This is a genomic window from Gordonia sp. 11cp, assembly GCF_057767225.1.
In genome coordinates this window covers 3,416,378-3,435,224 of the sequence record NZ_CM173437.1, presented here as the reverse complement: position 1 = coordinate 3,435,224, position 18,847 = coordinate 3,416,378, and the positions used below count along the sequence as shown (strand labels likewise).

Below are 18,847 nucleotides of genomic sequence, written 5' to 3'. Positions count from 1 at the left end.
AGATACCGCGCTGTTCGTAGTCAATCAGCCCCCGAGATGGGCGACCCTCCCGACTCTGCGTACCGCGTGTGGCGGTGCGGCGTCTGGTGAGATGAACACATGGGTGTGAGCATGCGAGACGTCGCGGCAGCGGCCTCGGTGTCGGTCGGAACGGTCTCGAACGTGCTCAACTCGCCCGGGAAGGTCTCCCCCTCGACCGTCGCGCGGGTGCAGGCGGCCATCGACCAGTTGGGCTTCGTGCGGAACGACGCCGCGCGCCAGCTCCGGGCGGGGCGTTCGCGATGCGTCGGCATGGTGGTGCTCGACGTGGGCAACCCGTTCTTCACCGATATCGCCCGCGCCGCCGAACAGCGGGCCGGCGACCACGACCTCACGGTGTTGCTGGGGACGTCCGACGACGACGAGTCGCGCGAACAGGCCTACCTCGACACGTTCGACGAGCAGCGGGTCTTCGGCCTGCTCGTCTCCCCGATCGGCGACGATCTGCGCCGGTTCGACTCGCTGCGTCGCCACGGCACCCCGGTGATCCTCGTCGACCGGGACGCCGGCGGGTCCCCCTTCGACTCCGTCGCCGTGGACGACATCGCGGGCGGACGGCTCGCGGTCTCGCACCTGTGCGAGACCGGGCGTCGCCGGATCGTCTTCGTCGGCGGGCCACCCGGACTGCGGCAGGTCGCCGACCGCCTGCGCGGCGGGCAGGACGCGGTCGACGACGTCGACGGTGCCGCACTCGAGGTGGTTCACACACCGAATCTGAGCGTGCTCGCCGGGCGCGAGGCGGGCACGGCCCTGCTGGCCAGGACCCCCCGCGAGCGGCCGGATGCGGTGTTCTGCGCCAACGACCTCCTCGCGATCGGTGTCCTGCAGGCGTTCACGATGCTGGGCAGGGACATCCGGGTTCCGGAGGACATCGCGATCATCGGTTACGACGACATCGACTTCGCCAGGTCGACCGTCGTCCCGTTGTCGTCGATCCGGCAGCCGACCTCCCGTATCGGCGTCACCGCGGTCGACCTGCTGATCAGCGCGGCGAACGATCCCGCGGAGCGCCATGTCCCGTCGAACCTGGTGTTCCAGCCGGAACTCGTCGCTCGGGCGTCGACGCTGGGGTGATCGCCACGGTCGGGGCACCGGGCCGTGACGGACGAGACGAACACAGGGCCATGACCGCCCACCGAGTAGACGCCGCGGAGCCACCTGGATCGTCCAACCTCACACCCCTCTCACCCAGCCCATCAGAAAAACTTATATTTATAGTTTGCAGTGCGCACCATCGACGGAGGGATCACCCATGTCCGACACCACCAGCGCCATCCGCCTCCGCGGGGACGGCGTCACTCTGGCGGCGGATCGCTGGGATCCGACGGCCACGCCCGAGGCGGGAACCGCGCTCCTCCTGCACGGGGGAGGTCAGACGCGACATTCGTGGCAGCGGACCGGCAAACGCCTCGCCGAGCACGGCTGGATCGCGATGACTATCGACGCCCGAGGTCACGGAGACAGCGACTGGGCCGCCGACGGCGACTATTCGATCGCCGCGCATGCCCGGGACCTGGCCGCGGTCGTGGCGGCGCTGGACACCCGGCCGGTCCTCATCGGCGCCTCGATGGGCGGCATGGCCTCGCTGATCGCGCAGGGAGCCGATCCGACACTCGCACGAGCCCTCGTCCTGGTCGACATCACGCCGAGCGCGGAGCCGGCGGGCCTGGAGAAGATCTCGACCTTCATGCGGGACGGTCTGGCGGGCTTCGACTCGCTGGACGACGCCGCCGCCGCGGTGACCGCCTACAACCCGCACCGCCGCCGGCCCCCGCGACCGGACGGGCTGCGTAAGAACCTGCGGTGGCGCGACGGGCGGTGGTACTGGCATTGGGACCCGCGGATGATGGCCGACCGGTCCAACAGCCCCGAGCTGGCCGGGATCCGCGCGGAGCAGGCGCGGACAGCAGCGCGGGCGATCACCGTGCCCACGCTGCTGATCCGCGGTACGCAATCGGATGTCGTAAGTCCGGAGAACGCGCGCGAACTGCTCCGGCTGATCCCGACGGCACGTCAGATCGATGTCGGCGGCGCCGGACACATGGTCAGCGGCGACGACAACGATGTCCTGAGCGAAGGACTCATCGAGTTTCTCGACCACGACCTCGGGAGCTGAGGACGGCGGCATCGCGGCGCCGAGCGCGTTTCCGGCCTCTCGGCCGAGCCCCAGCCCACTGAACACATGCCGGGACCGGAAGAGCTCGGTCACGTAGGCGCCCATCGGCCGACAGGCGTGACCCTGCCGGTGGATGCCGGCTACAACGTTCGCTGACCGTCCGACCACCCGACGCGGAGCCGCCGGTGCTCCGTCTGACCTCATCGACCCCGGTGCGCCCTGAGGAGCACCGGGGTCGACGCGTCGGGCGTGACACCCGCCACCCGCTGGACGAGGTGTGAGCACTCTCCCGATTTTGCACTCATCTGCAACATTGCAGACTTCTGCAAGTTCCGTACGGTGGACGTCGTGCACTCCCCCGGACTCCGCGAGGCGAAAAAGGCCGCGACCCGCTCGGCGCTCGCCCGCGCCGTGCTGCGGCTGTCCACCCGCGCCGGCATCGACCATGTGACGATCGACGCCGTCGCGGCCGAGGCGAATGTCTCCGTACGCACCTTCCACAATTACTTCAGCGGCAAAGAGGACGCGCTGCTGTACTTCGTGTCCTCCCTCGTCGACACGATCGTCGAGCGGATCGAAGCCCGGCCGAGCGAGGAGACGTTCTTCTGTTCGGTCCGCACGGCCCTCACCGAGGCCGCCGCCTCACCTGACGTCGGCGAACCGGATGAGATCGTCGCGCTCCTTCGTCTTCTCGACACGGACCCCGGACTGACGGCCAGGTCCCGCGACATGGAACTGGGCGACACCGTCGAGGCCCGGCTCACCGAGCTCTACACACGGCGCGGACAGCCGGCACACACGCTCTATCCACGACTCGTCCTGCACAACGCGATCACCACCATCCGTGTCGCCCTCGAATTCTGGGTGACCCGGCACAACGACGCCCCAAAGACCAACACGGAACTGGCCACCGTCCTGGAGTGCGCCTTCGACCAGCTGGCCGCCGGGCTGTCGCAACCCATCCGACCCATGAACGATCTCGCCGACCCATTCCCCGAGGAGCACTGACGTGGCAACACACCTGTACCGACTAGGGCGATGGGCGTTCGAGAACCGCCTCAAGACGATCGCGATCTGGGTGCTGGTCCTCATCGGGCTGGGCATCGGCGCGAGCCTGCTGGCCAAGCCGACGTCGGAATCGTTCTCCATCCCCGGCATCCCCTCGGAGCGAGCGCAGGACCTGATGGTCGAGCGCTTCCCCGGCGAGGCCACGTTCGGTTCCGACATCGGCGTCACGTATGTCGTTCGCGCACCGGACGGTTCGACGCTCACCGAACCCCGGTACCAGGCGGCGATCGACTCGATGGTCGCCGGCCTCAGGTCCGTCGAGGACGTGAAGAGCCCGGACTCGATCACCAATCCGTTCGTCTCCTACGGCACCGAGCAGCTACCGGGTCAACTCCGTGAACTGTCGGCCGCCTTCCAGGAGAAGACCTTCGGCAAGAACGCCGAGGAGGCGGCCGCCGATGCGCAGGCCACCTCGCCGATCAACGCGGCGGGCACCGTCGCGCAACTCGGCGCCTCCTTCGACGTCGAGGCGTCGTCGGATGTGACCGAGACGATGCGCGAGCAGATGGACGCGATCGCCGACGACGCGCGGGCCGCGGGACTGACTGTCGAGATGAAGGGTTCCGCCACACAGCAATTCGAGCTCGGGATCACCTCCGAACTGATCGGTATCGGCGTGGGCGCGCTGATCCTCATCCTCACGTTCGCCTCCCTCGTCGCATGGGGCATGCCGATCATCACCGCGATCGTCGGAGTGGCGATCGGGATGCTCGGCGTTCAGATGGGCACCCACTTCTTCGATCTCAGCAACGAGACCCCGATCCTCGCGACGATGATCGGCCTCGCGGTCGGCATCGACTACGCGCTGTTCATCGTCTCCCGCTACCGCCACGAGATCCATCGCTCGGCGAACCGGGCCGATGCGGCCGGCCGGGCCGTCGGCACCGCCGGTTCGGCCGTCGTCTTCGCCGGCAGCACCGTCGTCATCGCACTGGCCGCGCTGGCGATCGTGAACATCCCGTTCCTCACCGCCATGGGTATCGCCGCGGCGGGCACGGTGGTCGCGGCCGTGCTGGTCGCTCTCACGCTCCTGCCGGCGATCCTCGGACTCTTCGGCGGCAAGGCGTTCGCCGGACGCGTGCCGCGTCTCAACGCTCCCGACGTCGGGCCGCACGACACCGACCGCGTCCACAACGGCCAGCGCTGGGTCCAGCGCATCGTGGCGCGTCCGCGCACCGTGACCGTCGCGATCGTCGGACTCCTCGTGGTCCTCGCGATCCCGATGGCCGGCCTCAAGCTCGCACTGCCCAACGACGGGACCGCCGAACCGTCGGAGACCCAGCGCAAGGCCTACGACATGGTCGCCGACGGCTACGGCCCCGGCTTCAACGGACCGCTCGTCGTCGTCGCGGACGGTCGAGCCATCGAGGACACCGGCGAACGCCTGCGCGCCTTCGACACCCTCGTCGACGACCTCGGTCGTGTCGACAACGTCGAGGTCGCCCAGATCGGCGCCGGTGGACTCAACGAGGCCCGCGACACCGCCAAGATCACGATCATCCCGTCGACCGCCCCGGCCGACGAGGCGACTCCCGCACTGGTGGAGACCCTGCGCGAGATGGAGCCCCAGGTGCAGAGCACGATGGGCATCTCCTACGGCGTGACCGGCCAGACCGCGATCGAACTCGACATCTCCGACCGCCTGTCGAGTTCGCTGATCCCCTACCTCCTGGTCGTGGTGGGTCTCGCGTTCATCCTGCTGATCATCGTGTTCCGCTCGATCCTGGTGCCGCTGACCGCGGCCCTCGGCTTCCTGCTGAGCGTCGCCGCGACCTTCGGCGTGACGGTGGCGCTGTTCACCGACGGCGCGCTGGGCATCGTCGACAACCCGCAACCGCTGGTGTCGTTCCTGCCGATCATGTTGGTGGGCATCGTGTTCGGGCTCGCGATGGATTACCAGGTGTTCCTGGTGACGCGAATGCGGGAGGCCTATGTACACGGGGCCGACGCCAAGACCGCGGTCGTCGAGGGATACCGGCACAGTGCCCGTGTGGTGGCGGCCGCGGCGGCGATCATGATCTCGGTGTTCGCCGCGTTCATGCTGCAGGACATGGCCTTCATCATGGTCATGGGCTTCGCACTGGCGGCCGCGGTGTTCTTCGACGCCTTCGTGGTCCGGATGACGCTGATGCCGGCGGTGCTCACCGTCCTGGGCGACAAGGCCTGGTGGCTGCCGCGCTGGCTCGACCGGATTCTCCCCGACGTCGACATCGAGGGCGAGAAGCTGGGGCTCGGCGACGATGCCGCCCGCCCGGCGAATGCTGCGGGAGAAGCCGACGCGGCATCCGGGGTCCGCGCCGGCCGCTGAGCCGGGTCAGTCGACCCGGAACTCCCCGAGCTCCGACCAGCTGTCACCGTCGATCGTCGTGTTGATGACGTCGGGTGTGCGCTGGAGGTACTTGGGGAGTTCCTGCTGGGCCTGCTTGAAGTGCGGAGCCGTGACGTGCGCCTCCGCGGCGTCGTCGTCGAAGGCCTCCACCAGCACATAGGTGTTCGGATCCTCGATCGACCGCGACCAGTCGAACCACTTGTTGCCGGGCTCGGCGCGCGTCGCCTCGGTGAATTCGCGTGACAACTCGGGCCACTCGTCGGCGTATTCGGGTTTGATCGGGAACTTCACGACGATGAGGATCATGTCTCGACCCTAGCTCCACACCGGCGGGCCGACCGTCGCACATTGCGACTGGGACGGCTGTCCCAGAATCGGGCACGAAGTGTCACGACCGGAGGCCGGGATTCACGAGACCCCGGTCGCGACAGCGCCTAGAGTGTGAAACAGACAACAATTGTCCTCACTTCAGGCTGCAACGGAGGCACCATGCCGGACATCACCAAGTTCTACATCGACGGCCAGTGGGTCGAGCCCGCAGAGCTCAACCTCATCGACGTCATCAACCCGGCCACCGAGAAGTCGGCAGGTCAGGTCGCCATCGGCAGTGCCGCGGACGTCGACGCAGCGGTCGATGCCGCTCGCCGCGCGTTCGTCACCTGGGGCCAGACCACCGTCTCCGAGCGCCTCGAGGTCCTCAACCGGATCATCGCCGAATACCAGAACCGCATGGGCGACCTCGCCGCCGCGGTCACCGAAGAGATGGGCTCGCCTGTCGGCCTCACCAACGCCGCACAGGTACCCATCGGTCTCGGCCACCTGATGACCGCCGCCGCCCAGCTCCCGGAGTACAAGTTCGTCGAGGATCGCGGCAGCTCGCGCATCGCCAAGGAGCCGATCGGCGTCTGCGGTTTCATCACCCCGTGGAACTGGCCGCTCAACCAGGTCATGTGCAAGGTCGCCCCGGCCCTGGCCACGGGCTGCACCATGGTCCTCAAGCCGTCGGAGGTCGCGCCGTTCAGCGCGGCGATCGTCGCCGAGATCTTCGACGCCGCGGGCGTGCCCGCGGGCGTGTTCAATCTCGTCAACGGTGACGGTCCCGGCGTGGGCGCCGCTCTGGCGAGCCACGAGGGCATCGACATGATCTCGTTCACCGGTTCCACCCGTGCCGGTATCGAGGTCGCCAAGACCGCCGCGCCGACCGTCAAGCGCGTGGCCCAGGAACTCGGAGGCAAGAGCCCGAACATCATCCTCGACGACGACGACTTCGCGAAGAACGTCGCCGGCGGCATCGCGACGATGATGATGAACTCGGGACAGTCCTGCAACGCTCCGAGCCGGATGCTCGTCCCCGCGAGTCGCGTCGACGAGGTCGCCGAGATCGCCAAGGGCGTCGCCGCCGAGCTCACCGTCGGCGATCCCACCACCGACGTGAAGCTGGGGCCGGTCGTCTCCGAGGCGCAGTTCGACAAGATCCAGGGCCTCATCGAGCGCGCCATCGCCGACGGTGCGACCGCGGTCGTCGGTGGTGCCGGCCGTCCCGAGGGCCTCGAAACCGGTTACTACGTGAAGCCGACCGTCTTCACCAACGTCACCAACGACATGGAGATCGCCCGCACCGAGGTGTTCGGCCCCGTCCTCGTGGTCATCGCGTACGACTCGATCGACGAAGCGGTCAAGGTCGCCAACGACACCGAGTACGGCCTCGCCGGCTACGTGTCGGGCAAGGACGTCGACGAGGTCCGCCGCATCGGATCGCAGATCCGCGCAGGCTCGATCTCGCTCAACGGCGCCCAGCTCGACCCGAGCGCACCGTTCGGCGGCTACAAGAAGAGCGGCAACGGACGCGAGTGGAGCGACTACGCCTTCGACGAGTTCCTCGAGGTGAAGTCGCTGCTCGGCTTCGGCGCCTGAGGGCGTAGACCTCTCGTACACCCGGTGACGCCGCCGGGCATTCCTGATCGGAGTACCCGGCGGCGGCGTCGAGAGGTCCAACGCGGGGGTCGCGGCACCTCGCGGTGGCCGCGTCGATATCTCGCAAGTCCGGACAGAGCTTCGCGAACGTCTTACGCTGGCCGAACGACTTCGACCGCGGCGGCTCGATGCCCCGCGGTCGATTCCACATCTTTCGGGGGGAAGAGCGTCCACGTGACGCAAACGGGGGGACAGTGTTTCGAGTTCTTCGCGCGGCGGCTGCCGCGTGTCTGGTGGTTGCGTGCCCGGTGGTTCTGACTCTGGCCGCCACGCCTGCGGTCGCGGCGCCCGCCGAGTCGCGCATCGTGTCGGTGGCGCAGGAGTCACCCACCCGCGCAGCGGTCTGGGTCTACTCGGCGGCGATGTCCAAGAAGATCAAGCTGTTCGTCCTGACGCCACGAGTCAAGACCGGGCCGCGGCCGACGCTCTACCTCCTCGACGGGGCGGGTTCGCGCGGCAACGACAGCGGCTGGCGCGGAGCCGGCAACGTCGATGAGTTCTTCGGCGACAAGGACGTGAACGTCGTGCTCCCGACAGGTGCGTACGGGAGCCAGTACGCCGACTGGGAGCGCCGGGACCCACGGGTGGGCCGACCCATGTGGGAGACGTTCTTGACCAAGGAACTTCCGCCGCTCATCGACGCTCGCTTCGAATCCGATGGTTCCCGGGGTATCGCCGGCGTCTCGATGGGTGGACAGGCGGCGTTCACGATCGCCTCCCGCACCCCGGCGCTGTACCGCGCGGTGGCCTCGATCAGTGGCTGTCCACCGGTGTCCTCCCCGCAGGGCGAGACCTACGTCCGGGCGACACTCGCCCGCGGCGGGGCGAACGCGGACAATCTGTGGGGAACGGCCGGCTCCCGGGGCTGGCGTGACCACGATCCCGCGCTCCGTCTGGACAGCCTCCGCGGGAAGGCCCTCTACCTGTACTCCGGCGCGGGCCGGCTCGGACCCGCCGACATCAAGCGCGACGTGACGCCCGAAGAAGGCCTGTACCAGGTGGTGCTTGCCGCGTCATCGGCCTTCGAGATCGCGACCAGCGACTGTTCGCGCCGGTTCGCCGGGCAGTTGCGGCGCGCGGGCCTGCCCTTCACCGACGCCTTGCAGGACGTCGGAACCCACCATTGGTACTACTGGGAGAAGGAACTCCCCAACATGTGGAAGGCCATCGCGCCGGCCCTGTGAGGGAATCCCGGTACATACATATCCCCTTGTCCGCGTGGCTACGATCGGCGCATGCAGATCCCCGTCGCGTCCGACACCGGCCCCGTCCTCGACGCCGAGGTGTTCGGCGAGGGCGAACCGCTCCTGCTCATCGGCGGCATGTCCGCACACCGCGGGATGTGGACCGACGAGCTCCTCGACGAGTTGACGTCGCACTTCTCGGTTGCCGTCTACGACCACCGGGGCATCGGGGCGAGCAGTCGCGCCGAGGGGCCGTTCACCATCGCCGACCTGGCCGACGACGCCCGCGGAATCCTCGACGGACTCGACTGGGACGGCGCCCACGTCCTCGGTACCTCCATGGGCGGCATGATCGCGCAGGAACTCGCCCTCGCCGCCCCGGACCGCGTGCGCAGTCTCGTCCTCGGGTGCACCACCGCGGGCGGCCCCGGGGCCATCGGCGCGCCCGGCGCGATCCGCCTCGTCGAGGCGATCTCCTCCCGCGACGCCGCGCGCGTCGCCCGCACCGCGTTCGAGGTCAATCTGTCGCCCGGGTACACCGCCCACACCGGGGCGTTCGACCGTTTCGTGTCGATGTCGACGCAGCGCCGCGTGCCGTCGGCCGTCGTCGCGTGGCAGGCGGGCGCATGCGCAGGACACGACACCCGCGCCCGGATCGGATCACTCACCATGCCGACCGCGGTCATCCACGGGGACGTCGACGAGGTGATCGCCGTCGACGAGGGCGAGCGTCTGGCCGATCTCATCCCGCAGGCGACCCTGACCCGGTGGGCCGGCGTCGGGCACATGTTCTGGTGGGAACGTCCGGGCGACACCGCCGAGGTCGTCCGGAAAATTGCCCGAGAAAATCCGTCGGGCCGGTAACACCGGTCCCCTCTCCGAACGACATCCCTGACATCGGCACCGTGTGATCGGACGGCCGCGTATGTCAGGAGCTCCATGTCGCACTCGCACAGCGAACCGCCCGTCCCCTCCACCCCCGCGGGCCAGACGCCCGAGTCGCCGCGCAGATTCTCACCTCTACGCCGAGTCCTCACCGGTATCTCGGTGGTCGTGATCCTCACCCTCGGCCTGTTCGGAGCGAGCACGCTGCTCAACTCGTCGAACACCGCAAGCGCCTTGCGCGGGCATCCCGAGGTCCTGCGACCGGGGTGTACCTGGGACAAGTCGGGCAACTACGTCCAGAACTGCAAGGTGTGGTCGGAGTCGCAGAAGCGCGAGGTGATCGTCCAGATCCGCGCCTCGAGCGGCAGCGACAGCGGCGTCTACCTGCTCGACGGCATGCGGGCCAGCGAGACCCGCTCGGCATGGACCACCGACGTCCAGGCCGCCAAGGTCTACGACGCCAAGGCCGACACCACCCTGGTGATGCCGGTGGGCGGTGCGTCGTCGTTCTACACCGACTGGGACGGCGGCGCCGGTGACAAGAACACGATCATCAAGCAGGAGACGTTCCTGACCTCGGAGCTGCCGGGTTACCTCGAGCGCGAGTTCGGCGTGGCACGCAACAACAACGCGATCATCGGACTGTCGATGTCCGGCGGACCGGCGGTGACCCTTGCCGAGCGCCACCCGGAACAGTTCAAGGTGGTCCAGGCGATGTCGGGTTACTACCAGACCGACAACCCGGTCGGCGCCCTCGGCGTCATGGCCACTCAGACAATGGTCTCGAACTACGTCAACGGCGTCGTGAACATGTGGGGCGCGCCGGGAAGTACCCGCTGGACCGACAACGACCCGTCGAAGAACCTCACCCAGTTGGCCGACAACGGCCAGGTCCTCATCATCTCCTCGGGCAACGGATTCCTGTCCCCGTCGGAGATGGCCAAGCTGTCGCCGCAGGACCAGCTCAGCGCGATGGCACTCGAGATCCTGTCCGCGGTGTCGACCGTGCTCATGCAGCTGCAGGCGAAGCAGGCCGGCGTATCGGTGATCTCGTTGCCGAACTACGGCGGCCACACCTGGGAGAACTGGGGACGCGCCCTCGGCGACGGTAAGGACCACGTGCTCACCACGCTGCGCAACAACCCGCCGGTGACCGCGAAGACGACGGTCGTCTCCGCTTCGGGCGAACCCGATCCCGAGGCACCCGCGAAGGTGACCCTCGCGGCGAAGAAGGCAGCCGAGGAATCGCCGGCCCTCGACCTCTTCGGTCTGTCCGCCACGGACTCCTCCGCATCCGAATCCGCTTCGGAGTCCGCGTCCTCCGCCGCCGAGTCCTCGTCGACCGAGTCGTCCTCGTCGGCCGGACTCGCTCCGTCCGCGGTCTCGGGGTCGGAGTCGGTGGACGCGACCGCCCCGGAGTCCAGCACCGAGACCAGCGCGCCGAATGCACCGCGGCTCGCCCCCAGGGGTCCGGGCGCGTCGACCCCCAGCAGCTCGAGCACCACCCCGGTTCCGTCTCGCTGAACCCACTCCACGCTCGCCGTTTCCCTACCCGCTCACCGAAATCGGGTGAGCGGGTACGGGACAGGTGAGCGGTCGGTCCTCGACGGCCCGATCTGCTGCTAGCGTTCAGCCATGACCGCCGCCGACCACGATCTCGCCGATCTCGTCGGCGTCGACACGACCGTCGTGGTCCTGGCCTCCGGAGCGATCCTCGTCTGGGCGCTCGCGCTGGGTGTGTGGAAATACCACGGCATCCGCACCTCGCCGGAGCGGACGGCGCACGTGTACGTCGACATCGCGCATCGGGCGGCACTGATGTACTCGTTCGCCACCCTCGTGCTCGCGGCACTGGTCGAGCTCAGCGCCTTTCCGACGGCCGTCAACGTGATCGCGGCCGCGGTCCCGATCGTCTTCTTCGTCGGCGCGATCGCCGCGTACTGCGTCCACGGAGCCCTGCGGGACACCACGAATCAGTTCGTCGATCCGACGCGCGGCACCTACCTGTTCATGCTCGCGCTCATCGTCGGCGAGATCGGCGGCGTACTGGTCCTGGTGGCCGGTGTGCTGGTGCGAGTCGCGTGAGGAGCGCTCCGCGGCTCACCGGTCCGCGGTGTGGCCGCGCAACCACGTCGTGACCGCGTCGAGCACCACCTGCTGCTCGGGCTCGTTGAAGATCTCGTGGAACAGGTCGTCGTAGATGACGAGCGTCTTGTCCGCCGACCCGGCGAGTCGCTCGACGAGTTCGCTACCGCGCGGATCGGTGAGTGCGTCCTCGCTGCCGTGCATCACCAGGATGGGCAACTGCAACGACGGCAGGCGCTCGGGAAACGACCGCATGGTGCCGATCATCGCGCCACCGAGTCCGGCCGGGATCTTGCCGCGCGTCACGAGCGGATCGGCGTCGTAGGCGGCGACGACGGCCGGGTCCCGGGAGATGCTCGACGAGCTCAGCTCCGTGGTGGGCAACCCCGGTGCGATCCGTCCGATCAACGGCGCGAATCGCACGGCCAGGTCGGGCAGGTCGTCGCCGGGCAGAACGGCCGCGCCCGACAGGATCAGACCGTCGAGCTTGTCCTGGTGATCGAGCGCGTAATCGAGGGCGATGCACCCGCCCATGCTGTGCCCGATCAGAAACGTCGGGACGCTTCCGTCGGCGACGTGGGCGAGGACGGTGTCGAGGTCGTCGGTGAAGTCGGCGAACCGGCGTAGCCGAAGGCGCTTGCCACCCGACCGTCCGTGACCGACATGGTCCGGGATGGCCACCAGGTAACCCTCGTCGACGAGCCGCTCGGCCACATGCAGATATCGCCGACCGTGCTCGGCGAGACCGTGCACCACGACGACGACGCCGCGCGGACTCTCCTGGGGCCGATGGATGTCATAGACGATGGTGTGCCCGTGCCGACCGCGAAAACTGTGTTCTTCCGATGTCATTCCCTGATCTCGTTTCGATGTTCAGCGCCAGCCGAGCCGGGCGACCACGGACTTGCCCGCCGACTCCAGGGCGCCCAGCGGCTTGAGGGCGGTTTCGCCGATACCGACGAGCGCCTCGACCCGTCCGACGACGCGCTCGAGCCGGCCGACGATGTCGGACATGCGGTCGACGGTGGCGTCGACCTGGTCCAGGGTCCCCGAGAGGCGCACGAGCGTCGAGTCGAGTTTCGCGATGGTCGAGTTCAGTCCGTCCAGCGTCGGTCCGAGTCCGTCGAGGGTCTCGCCCATGTCGGCGAGGATGCCCTCGAGTTGTTCGACGGTCACATCGGCATTGAGTGCGGCCTGCGCCAGCTTCTTGATGCGCTGACGTTCCGGCGGTCTCGGTGATGCGTGCTCGCCCCTGTCGGCCATGGGGTGGATTATGGCCCATCCGGGCCGCGCCGGGTGCCGGGTCGGGCGAACACCTTCGAGGCTCGTCGCCATCGCTCCTCGCACCACAGGAGCAGCGGGGCGGCGGTCGTGACCTGACAAGCTCTCGTGACCGACAGACCCTCACGCGAGCTGCGGGGCCACCTCCGAGGCGACCAGCTCGAGGTGGTCGAGGTCCGACAGATCCAGGGTCTGCAGATACATGCGTGTGACGCCCAGCTCACCATAGGTCGCGATCTTCGCGGCCACCTCGTCCGGCGTTCCCGCAGCCCCGTTCTCGCGCAGCTCCTCCGGCTCCCGGCCGATGGCCTCGGCCCGGCGCCGGAACTCGGCTTCGTCGCGGCCGCAGCACAATACGAGCGCCGCGGAGTAGGTGACGGACGCGGGGTCGCGGCCGGCGTCGAGGCACGCCGTGCGGACGCGTCCGATGAGATCACCGGCGACGTCGAGGGGTTGGAACACGACATTGAACTCGTCGGCGAAACGCGCCGCCAGCGCGGGTGTCCGCTTCTTGCCGCTGCCTCCGATGATGATCGGCGGGCGCGGACTCTGTACGGGTTTGGGCAGGGCCGGTGACCTCGAGAGGTGAAAGTGCTTGCCCGCGTAGTCGAACTCGTCACCCAGCGGGGTCTGCCAGAGGCCGGTGATGATCTCGAGGTTCTCCTCGAGGCGGTCGAACCGCTCCTTCAACGGCGGGAACGGAATCCCGTACGCCTCGTGCTCGCGCTCGTGCCAACCCGTCCCGATCCCCAATTCGACACGGCCACCGCTCATCTGGTCGACCTGGGCGACCGCGATCGACAACGGTCCGGGCAGGCGGAAAGTGGCCGACGACACGAGGGTCCCCAGCCGAATCCGTGAGGTCTCACGGGCCAGGCCGGCCAATGTGATCCACGCGTCGGTGGGTCCGGGTAGGCCGTCGCCGCCCATGCCGGTGAAATGGTCGGAACGGAAGAATGCGTCGTAACCCAGTTCCTCGGTCGCCTTGGCGACGGTGAGCAGGTCGTCGTAGGTCGCACCCTGCTGGGGCTCGGTGAAGATTCTCAGCTGCACGTTTTCAACCTACGCCGGGTGGGCACACCTCCGATGGCGAGGCGGCGTGCGATCGGACCCCATCCGGCCCGACGGCCATTCCGAATCGCTCCACGCACGACACCGTTCCTCGACAAAGGAGTTCCATCATGAAGACGGTCACTCGCACAGCACTTGGATTCGTCGTCGCAGCCGCAGGTGCGACCGCGGTATCGCTCGCAGCCGCACCGTCCGCGAGCGCAGCACCCACCATCTGTCCGGCGCTGCCCGGACAGTCCGCGTCGGCGGACTCCTGCAGCGCGGAATCCGGCCCGTCCGGACTCGCACTGGCCATCACCGACAACGGCGGCATCGCCTCCTCCACCGCCGACAACTTCGCCGGACCCGCGGCGATCGCCCTCGGCCCCGGAGCGACGGTCACCATGGACGGCATACGCCCCGGACTCGCCATCGGTATCGCTGGGCCCGGCGGTGAAGTCGTCGTCGACGGCAAGAACGGGCCGACCTGCAAGGGACCGGCATTCGCGGGCGACTTCCAGACCTTCAAGGGCTGCCTGTCCTGACGCCGCTCCCCTTCCGCCACAGGGAGTTTCAGCGCAGCCGCCCTGCTCCCTGAGGTGCGAGGAGCGTCAGCGCAGCCGCCCTGCCCCCTGAGGCGCGAGGAGCGTGAGCGCAGCCGCCCTGCTCCCTGAGGTGCGAGGAGCGTCAGCGCAAGCGCCCTGCCCCCTGAGGTGCGAGGAGCGTCAGCGCAGCCGCCCTACTCCCTGAGGTGCGAGGAGCGTGAGCGACGAGCCTCGAAGGGTCTGGCGAGGCCCCTTCGAGGCTCGCTTCGCTCGCACCTCAGGGAACGGAAGGGATTCGCCCGCATCTCAGCGATCCGCGCGTCAGGACAGCAGCCCGCGCACGTATGCGGCCTGACCGATGTGCTGGGTGTCGTCGTCGATCACGCTGAGGAGTCGTACGCCCAGCGTGACCGGCGGGTCCCAGTTCCGGTCGACGATGCGATCGAGATCTGAATCGGTCAGCGCGTCGATGTAGTCGACGCTCACCGCGTGGGTTGCGTCGTAGTAGTCACGGAGCAGGCCTGCGTCGTCGACGATCACCCGTGCCGCCTCGTCGGCGGATTGCCCGTACCCGATCTCCGCCGGGGAGAACGGGAGACCGAAGCGGTCGGCCCATCCACCGGTCGTCCAGACCTCGTCGGACCCGGCCACGTCGGCGACGTGGGAGTCCTGCACGCGGGTCAGATGCCACACGAGCCAGGCGATCGTATTGGCACCGGGTGCCGGTGCGGTGTTCAACAGCTCAGACGTGGCCCCGTCGAGAACGGCGTGAACGTTCTCGGCAACTCGTCCGAGACCGTCGAGCAAGACCTCTGAAGATCGCATGGAGCAAGTTTAGGTTCGCCGTGGGCACAACGATGGCTACTCCCTCGATCCGGCAGCATCATTCCTCCGGTGTCAGAACCGAACACCCCCCGCAAGATCCGTTTCAACGCCTTCGACATGAATTGCGTTGCGCACCAGTCGCCCGGACTGTGGCGTCACCCCGACGACCGGTCGTGGAACTACAACACCATCGACTACTGGGTTGACCTCGCCCGACTGCTGGAGACCGGCGGATTCGACGGCCTGTTCATCGCCGATGTCCTCGGCACCTACGACGTGTACGCCGGCAACGACGAAGCCGCGATCCGCCAAGGTGCGCAGATCCCCGTGAACGACCCGCTGCTGCTGGTCTCGGCGATGGCGCACGCCACTGAGCACCTCGGCTTCGGGGTCACCACCGGCACCGGTTTCGAGCATCCCTACCCGTTCGCCCGCCGTCTCTCGACGCTGGATCACCTCACCCGCGGCCGGATCGGCTGGAACGTCGTCACGGGTTATCTCCCTGCCGCGGCCCGCAACATGGGCGCCGACGACCAGCTCGAGCACGACGAGCGCTACAACCAGGCCGACGAGTACCTGACCGTGCTGTACAAGCTGTGGGAGGGTTCGTGGGAGCGCGATGCGGTGCTCCGGGATCGTGAGGCGGGCATCTTCGCCGACCCGGCCCGGGTCCACCACATCGGTCATCGCGGCACGCATTTCACCGTGCCGGGAATCCATCTCGCGGAGCCCTCGCCACAGGGTTCGCCGGTCATCTACCAGGCCGGCGCCTCGCCGCGCGGTCGCCGTTTCGCCGCGGAGAACGCGGAGGCGATCTTCGTCGCCGCACCGACGAAGGCCATTCTGCGCGACGTCGTGAGCAAGGTGCGCGACGAACTGGTCCTCGCCGGGCGCGACCCGTACGACGCGAAGATCTACACGCTGCTGACGATCATCACCGATTCGACACCGGAGGCCGCCCGCGCCAAGGCCGCGGAGTACCAGTCCTACGCCAGCGCAGAGGGCGCACTGGTCTTCATGTCGGGCTGGATGGGCATCGACCTGGCCGGCTACGAGATCGACGAACCGATCGGCAACGTGCACAGCAATGCCATCCAGTCGGCGGTGGCCGCGTTCCAGCAGGCCAGCGACACCGGCGAGGAATGGCGCGTGCGCGACATCGCGGCGTGGGGCGGCATCGGCGGGATGGGGCCCGTCCTGATCGGCTCCGGGGACGAGGTGGCCGAAGCCCTGCAGGACTGGGTGACCGAGACCGACGTCGACGGCTTCAACGTCGCCTACGCGGTCACACCCGGATCGTTCGAGGACATCATCACCCACGTGGTACCAGCCCTCGAGCGACGCGGGCTCTACGACCGGTCCTATGTCCCGGGAACCCTGCGCCACAAGCTCTTCGGGCGCGGAGATCAATTGCCCGAGAACCATCGCGGGTCGACCTACCGGGTCGGCGGGGTCAACTCGACCATCGACGATTCGATTCGGGTCACCGGCGCCGGGAGCGGAGCGAGCGGGCCGAATGTCACCGGCGCCGGGAGCGGAGCGAGCGGACCGAATGTCACCGTCACCGGCACCGGCGCCGGCGCCGGGAGCGGAGCGGAACTGATCGGCGCGGCAGAGGGGAAACTCCGGTGATCGAGGTAGTGGGGCTGACCAAGGTGTTCGGGGTCGGTTCGCCCGATCCGACGACGGTTCTCGACGAGGTCGACTTCACCGTCGATGCCGGTGAGATCTTCGCTGTCGTCGGCCCGTCGGGGGCGGGCAAGAGCACCCTGGCCCGGTGTCTGAACCTGCTGGAACGCCCGACGTCGGGAAGGGTCGTCGTGAACGGTGAGGATCTCACCGCGCTGGGCACCTCGGGTCTGCGCGATGCCCGGCGCCGGATCGGAACAGTGTTCCAGTCGGCGAGTCTGCTGTCCCGCCGCACGGCGGCGCAGAATGTCGCACTGCCTCTCGAATATCTCGGTGCGACAAAGCGGTCGACCGCGTCGAGGGTCGGTGAGCTGCTCGACCTGGTCGGCCTCGCCGACAAGGCCGACCGGTACCCGCATCAGCTGTCCGGCGGTCAGCGACAGCGCGTCGGCATCGCGCGGGCGCTGGCGCTCAAACCGTCGGTCCTCCTGTCCGACGAGGCGACGTCGGGTCTGGATCCCGCGGCCACGGACACGTTTCTGCGACTCCTCACCGACGTGCGGGACGAACTGGGCCTCGCGGTGGTGTTCATCACCCATGAGATGGACACGGTCGTGCGCGTCGCCGACACTGCCGGCCGACTCGATCGGGGCCGCATCGTCGAACACGGCCGGCTGGAGCAACTCGTCTTGGACCCGGATTCCGTTCTGGGGCGCGCATTGCGACCGCGTGGCCCGAGCGCCGAGCCGGCGTCGGCCGAGACCCCGGTCTCGGTTGTCTACAACTCCTCGACGGTTCCCGCGGACTGGCTGACGCGCCTGGGCAAGCGACTCGACCTCTCGATCTCGGTTCTCGGCGCCAACGTCCAGACCATCGACGGGACCGTCTTCGGCGACCTCACCGTGTCGGTGCCGACCGGGCACGCGGCGGCGTTCATCGGCGCCGCGGGCGAGTTGGGCCTGGCTGCAAGGCTTCTCACCGAGGCCACCGTCCAGGGCGGCGCCGGCGACGAGACACCGGGCGCCTCCGGCACCAAGACAGAGGGCGCCTCCGGCACCAAGGGCGCGGAGGTGGCCGCGTGAGCACCACATACTCGGCGAACATCACGGTGCCGCTCGACGAGATCCCCGACCTGCTCATCCCGGCGGCGATCGACACGGTCCTGATGGTGAGCATCGTGATGGTCGTCGTCCTGGTGGTGGGCGTGCCGCTGGGCGCGCTCATCCACAATCTCGCTCCCGGTGGGCTTTTCGCGAGGCGGTCGCTGCACACTCCCCTGTCGTGGGTCATCAGCATCGGGCGTTCGTTGCCCTTCCTGGTGCTGATGACGGCGATCATCCCGTTCACCCGCCTCATCACCGGCACCAACATCGGTATCGCCGCGGCGGTGGTCCCGATGTCGATCGCCGGAATCGCCTTCTTCACACGCATTGTCGAGAATTCGCTCCGGTCGGTCCCGGCGTCGACCATCGACGTCGCACGCGCCTCCGGCGGTTCCAATGCGCAGGTCATCTGGAAGGCACAGGTTCCCGAGGCACTGCCGAGCATCGTGGGCGGTCTGACGATCAACACGATCGCGATGATCGAGTACTCCACCATCGCCGGCACGATCGGCGCGGGCGGACTCGGCTACGTCGCGGTCACCTACGGATACCAGCGATTCGACCAGGGGGTCATGGTCGCCACCATCATCGTGCTCATCGTGACGGTGGCGATCATTCAGGTCGCGGGCGACGCGCTCGCCCGCAGCCTCAACCCGGTCACATCCCACCGGGTCAATCACTGACCCGGACAACCCCATTCGCACACCGCACCTTGCTCACTCCCTGAGGTGCGT

The 18,847-nt window shown here is 68.2% G+C and carries 18 protein-coding genes; 13 read left to right on the top strand and 5 right to left on the bottom strand.

Annotated elements, in window-relative coordinates; genetic code table 11:
• Positions 1–99: 99 nt before the first annotated feature.
• From AC3B6C_RS15370 to AC3B6C_RS15355, 4 genes are all read left to right on the top strand, one after another.
• The gene (locus tag AC3B6C_RS15370) at positions 100–1,113 is read left to right on the top strand and encodes a LacI family DNA-binding transcriptional regulator (protein ID WP_010841773.1); all 1,014 of its coding nucleotides are present in this window, start codon (positions 100–102) and stop codon (positions 1,111–1,113) included.
• A gap of 178 nt (positions 1,114–1,291) precedes the next feature.
• Positions 1,292–2,155 carry an alpha/beta fold hydrolase gene (locus AC3B6C_RS15365; RefSeq protein WP_488373364.1) on the top strand — a complete coding sequence of 288 codons (864 nt, stop codon included), beginning with the start codon at positions 1,292–1,294 and terminating at the stop codon, positions 2,153–2,155.
• Positions 2,156–2,503: 348 nt separating this feature from the next.
• The gene (locus AC3B6C_RS15360; protein ID WP_488373363.1) at positions 2,504–3,163 is read left to right on the top strand and encodes a TetR/AcrR family transcriptional regulator; all 660 of its coding nucleotides are present in this window, start codon (positions 2,504–2,506) and stop codon (positions 3,161–3,163) included.
• Position 3,164: 1 nt separating this feature from the next.
• Complete coding sequence (locus AC3B6C_RS15355) at positions 3,165–5,531, top strand: MMPL family transporter (protein ID WP_488373361.1); 2,367 nt, start codon at positions 3,165–3,167, stop codon at positions 5,529–5,531.
• 6 nt (positions 5,532–5,537) lie between these two features.
• On the opposite strand, the gene AC3B6C_RS15350 is transcribed toward AC3B6C_RS15355, so the two are convergent.
• Positions 5,538–5,858 (bottom strand): putative quinol monooxygenase, encoded by a 321-nt coding sequence (locus tag AC3B6C_RS15350; RefSeq protein ID WP_010841768.1) that lies wholly within the window; start codon positions 5,856–5,858, stop codon positions 5,538–5,540.
• A 183-nt stretch (positions 5,859–6,041) separates the two neighbouring features.
• On the opposite strand from AC3B6C_RS15350, the gene AC3B6C_RS15345 reads away from it, so the two are divergent.
• The 5 genes from AC3B6C_RS15345 to AC3B6C_RS15325 all read left to right on the top strand — a co-directional run bounded on the left by AC3B6C_RS15345 (position 6,042) and on the right by AC3B6C_RS15325 (position 11,680).
• A complete protein-coding gene (locus AC3B6C_RS15345; protein ID WP_488373360.1) occupies positions 6,042–7,466 on the top strand; it encodes an aldehyde dehydrogenase family protein in 1,425 nt (474 codons plus the stop codon).
• 308 nt (positions 7,467–7,774) lie between these two features.
• Complete coding sequence (locus AC3B6C_RS15340; protein ID WP_488373359.1) at positions 7,775–8,710, top strand: alpha/beta hydrolase; 936 nt, start codon at positions 7,775–7,777, stop codon at positions 8,708–8,710.
• Between the two features lie 51 nt (positions 8,711–8,761).
• On the top strand, positions 8,762–9,574 hold the full coding sequence (locus tag AC3B6C_RS15335; protein ID WP_488373358.1) for an alpha/beta fold hydrolase: 813 nt from the start codon (positions 8,762–8,764) through the stop codon (positions 9,572–9,574).
• Positions 9,575–9,649: 75 nt separating this feature from the next.
• On the top strand, positions 9,650–11,119 hold the full coding sequence (locus AC3B6C_RS15330; RefSeq protein ID WP_488373357.1) for an alpha/beta hydrolase: 1,470 nt from the start codon (positions 9,650–9,652) through the stop codon (positions 11,117–11,119).
• A 111-nt stretch (positions 11,120–11,230) separates the two neighbouring features.
• A complete protein-coding gene (locus AC3B6C_RS15325) occupies positions 11,231–11,680 on the top strand; it encodes a hypothetical protein (protein ID WP_010841763.1) in 450 nt (149 codons plus the stop codon).
• Between the two features lie 15 nt (positions 11,681–11,695).
• On the opposite strand, the gene AC3B6C_RS15320 is transcribed toward AC3B6C_RS15325, so the two are convergent.
• The 3 genes from AC3B6C_RS15320 to AC3B6C_RS15310 form a co-directional block, all read right to left on the bottom strand.
• Complete coding sequence (locus AC3B6C_RS15320; RefSeq protein ID WP_488373355.1) at positions 11,696–12,532, bottom strand: alpha/beta hydrolase; 837 nt, start codon at positions 12,530–12,532, stop codon at positions 11,696–11,698.
• Positions 12,533–12,553: 21 nt separating this feature from the next.
• A complete protein-coding gene (locus tag AC3B6C_RS15315; RefSeq protein WP_010841761.1) occupies positions 12,554–12,943 on the bottom strand; it encodes a hypothetical protein in 390 nt (129 codons plus the stop codon).
• 141 nt (positions 12,944–13,084) lie between these two features.
• A complete protein-coding gene (locus AC3B6C_RS15310; protein ID WP_488373354.1) occupies positions 13,085–14,014 on the bottom strand; it encodes an LLM class F420-dependent oxidoreductase in 930 nt (309 codons plus the stop codon).
• Between the two features lie 128 nt (positions 14,015–14,142).
• On the opposite strand from AC3B6C_RS15310, the gene AC3B6C_RS15305 reads away from it, so the two are divergent.
• Positions 14,143–14,556 (top strand): hypothetical protein, encoded by a 414-nt coding sequence (locus AC3B6C_RS15305; RefSeq protein WP_010841759.1) that lies wholly within the window; start codon positions 14,143–14,145, stop codon positions 14,554–14,556.
• Positions 14,557–14,877: 321 nt separating this feature from the next.
• Here AC3B6C_RS15305 and AC3B6C_RS15300 read toward each other — a convergent pair whose 3' ends face one another.
• Positions 14,878–15,381, bottom strand: coding sequence for a mycothiol transferase (locus AC3B6C_RS15300; RefSeq protein WP_014926057.1), 504 nt, complete (start codon positions 15,379–15,381; stop codon positions 14,878–14,880).
• A gap of 69 nt (positions 15,382–15,450) precedes the next feature.
• Here AC3B6C_RS15300 and AC3B6C_RS15295 point away from each other — a divergent pair, with 69 nt between their 5' ends.
• Genes AC3B6C_RS15295 through AC3B6C_RS15285 form a run of 3 tightly spaced genes read left to right on the top strand, consistent with a single transcriptional unit; the run spans position 15,451 to position 18,796 of the window.
• Entirely contained in the window at positions 15,451–17,013 is a 1,563-nt protein-coding gene (locus AC3B6C_RS15295; protein WP_488373353.1) for an LLM class flavin-dependent oxidoreductase, read from the top strand.
• Entirely contained in the window at positions 17,010–18,092 is a 1,083-nt protein-coding gene (locus AC3B6C_RS15290) for a methionine ABC transporter ATP-binding protein (protein WP_488373352.1), read from the top strand. Before AC3B6C_RS15295 ends, AC3B6C_RS15290 begins: the two co-directional genes overlap by 4 nt.
• Positions 18,089–18,796 carry a methionine ABC transporter permease gene (locus AC3B6C_RS15285; RefSeq protein WP_488373351.1) on the top strand — a complete coding sequence of 236 codons (708 nt, stop codon included), beginning with the start codon at positions 18,089–18,091 and terminating at the stop codon, positions 18,794–18,796. Before AC3B6C_RS15290 ends, AC3B6C_RS15285 begins: the two co-directional genes overlap by 4 nt.
• Positions 18,797–18,847: the final 51 nt, after the last annotated feature.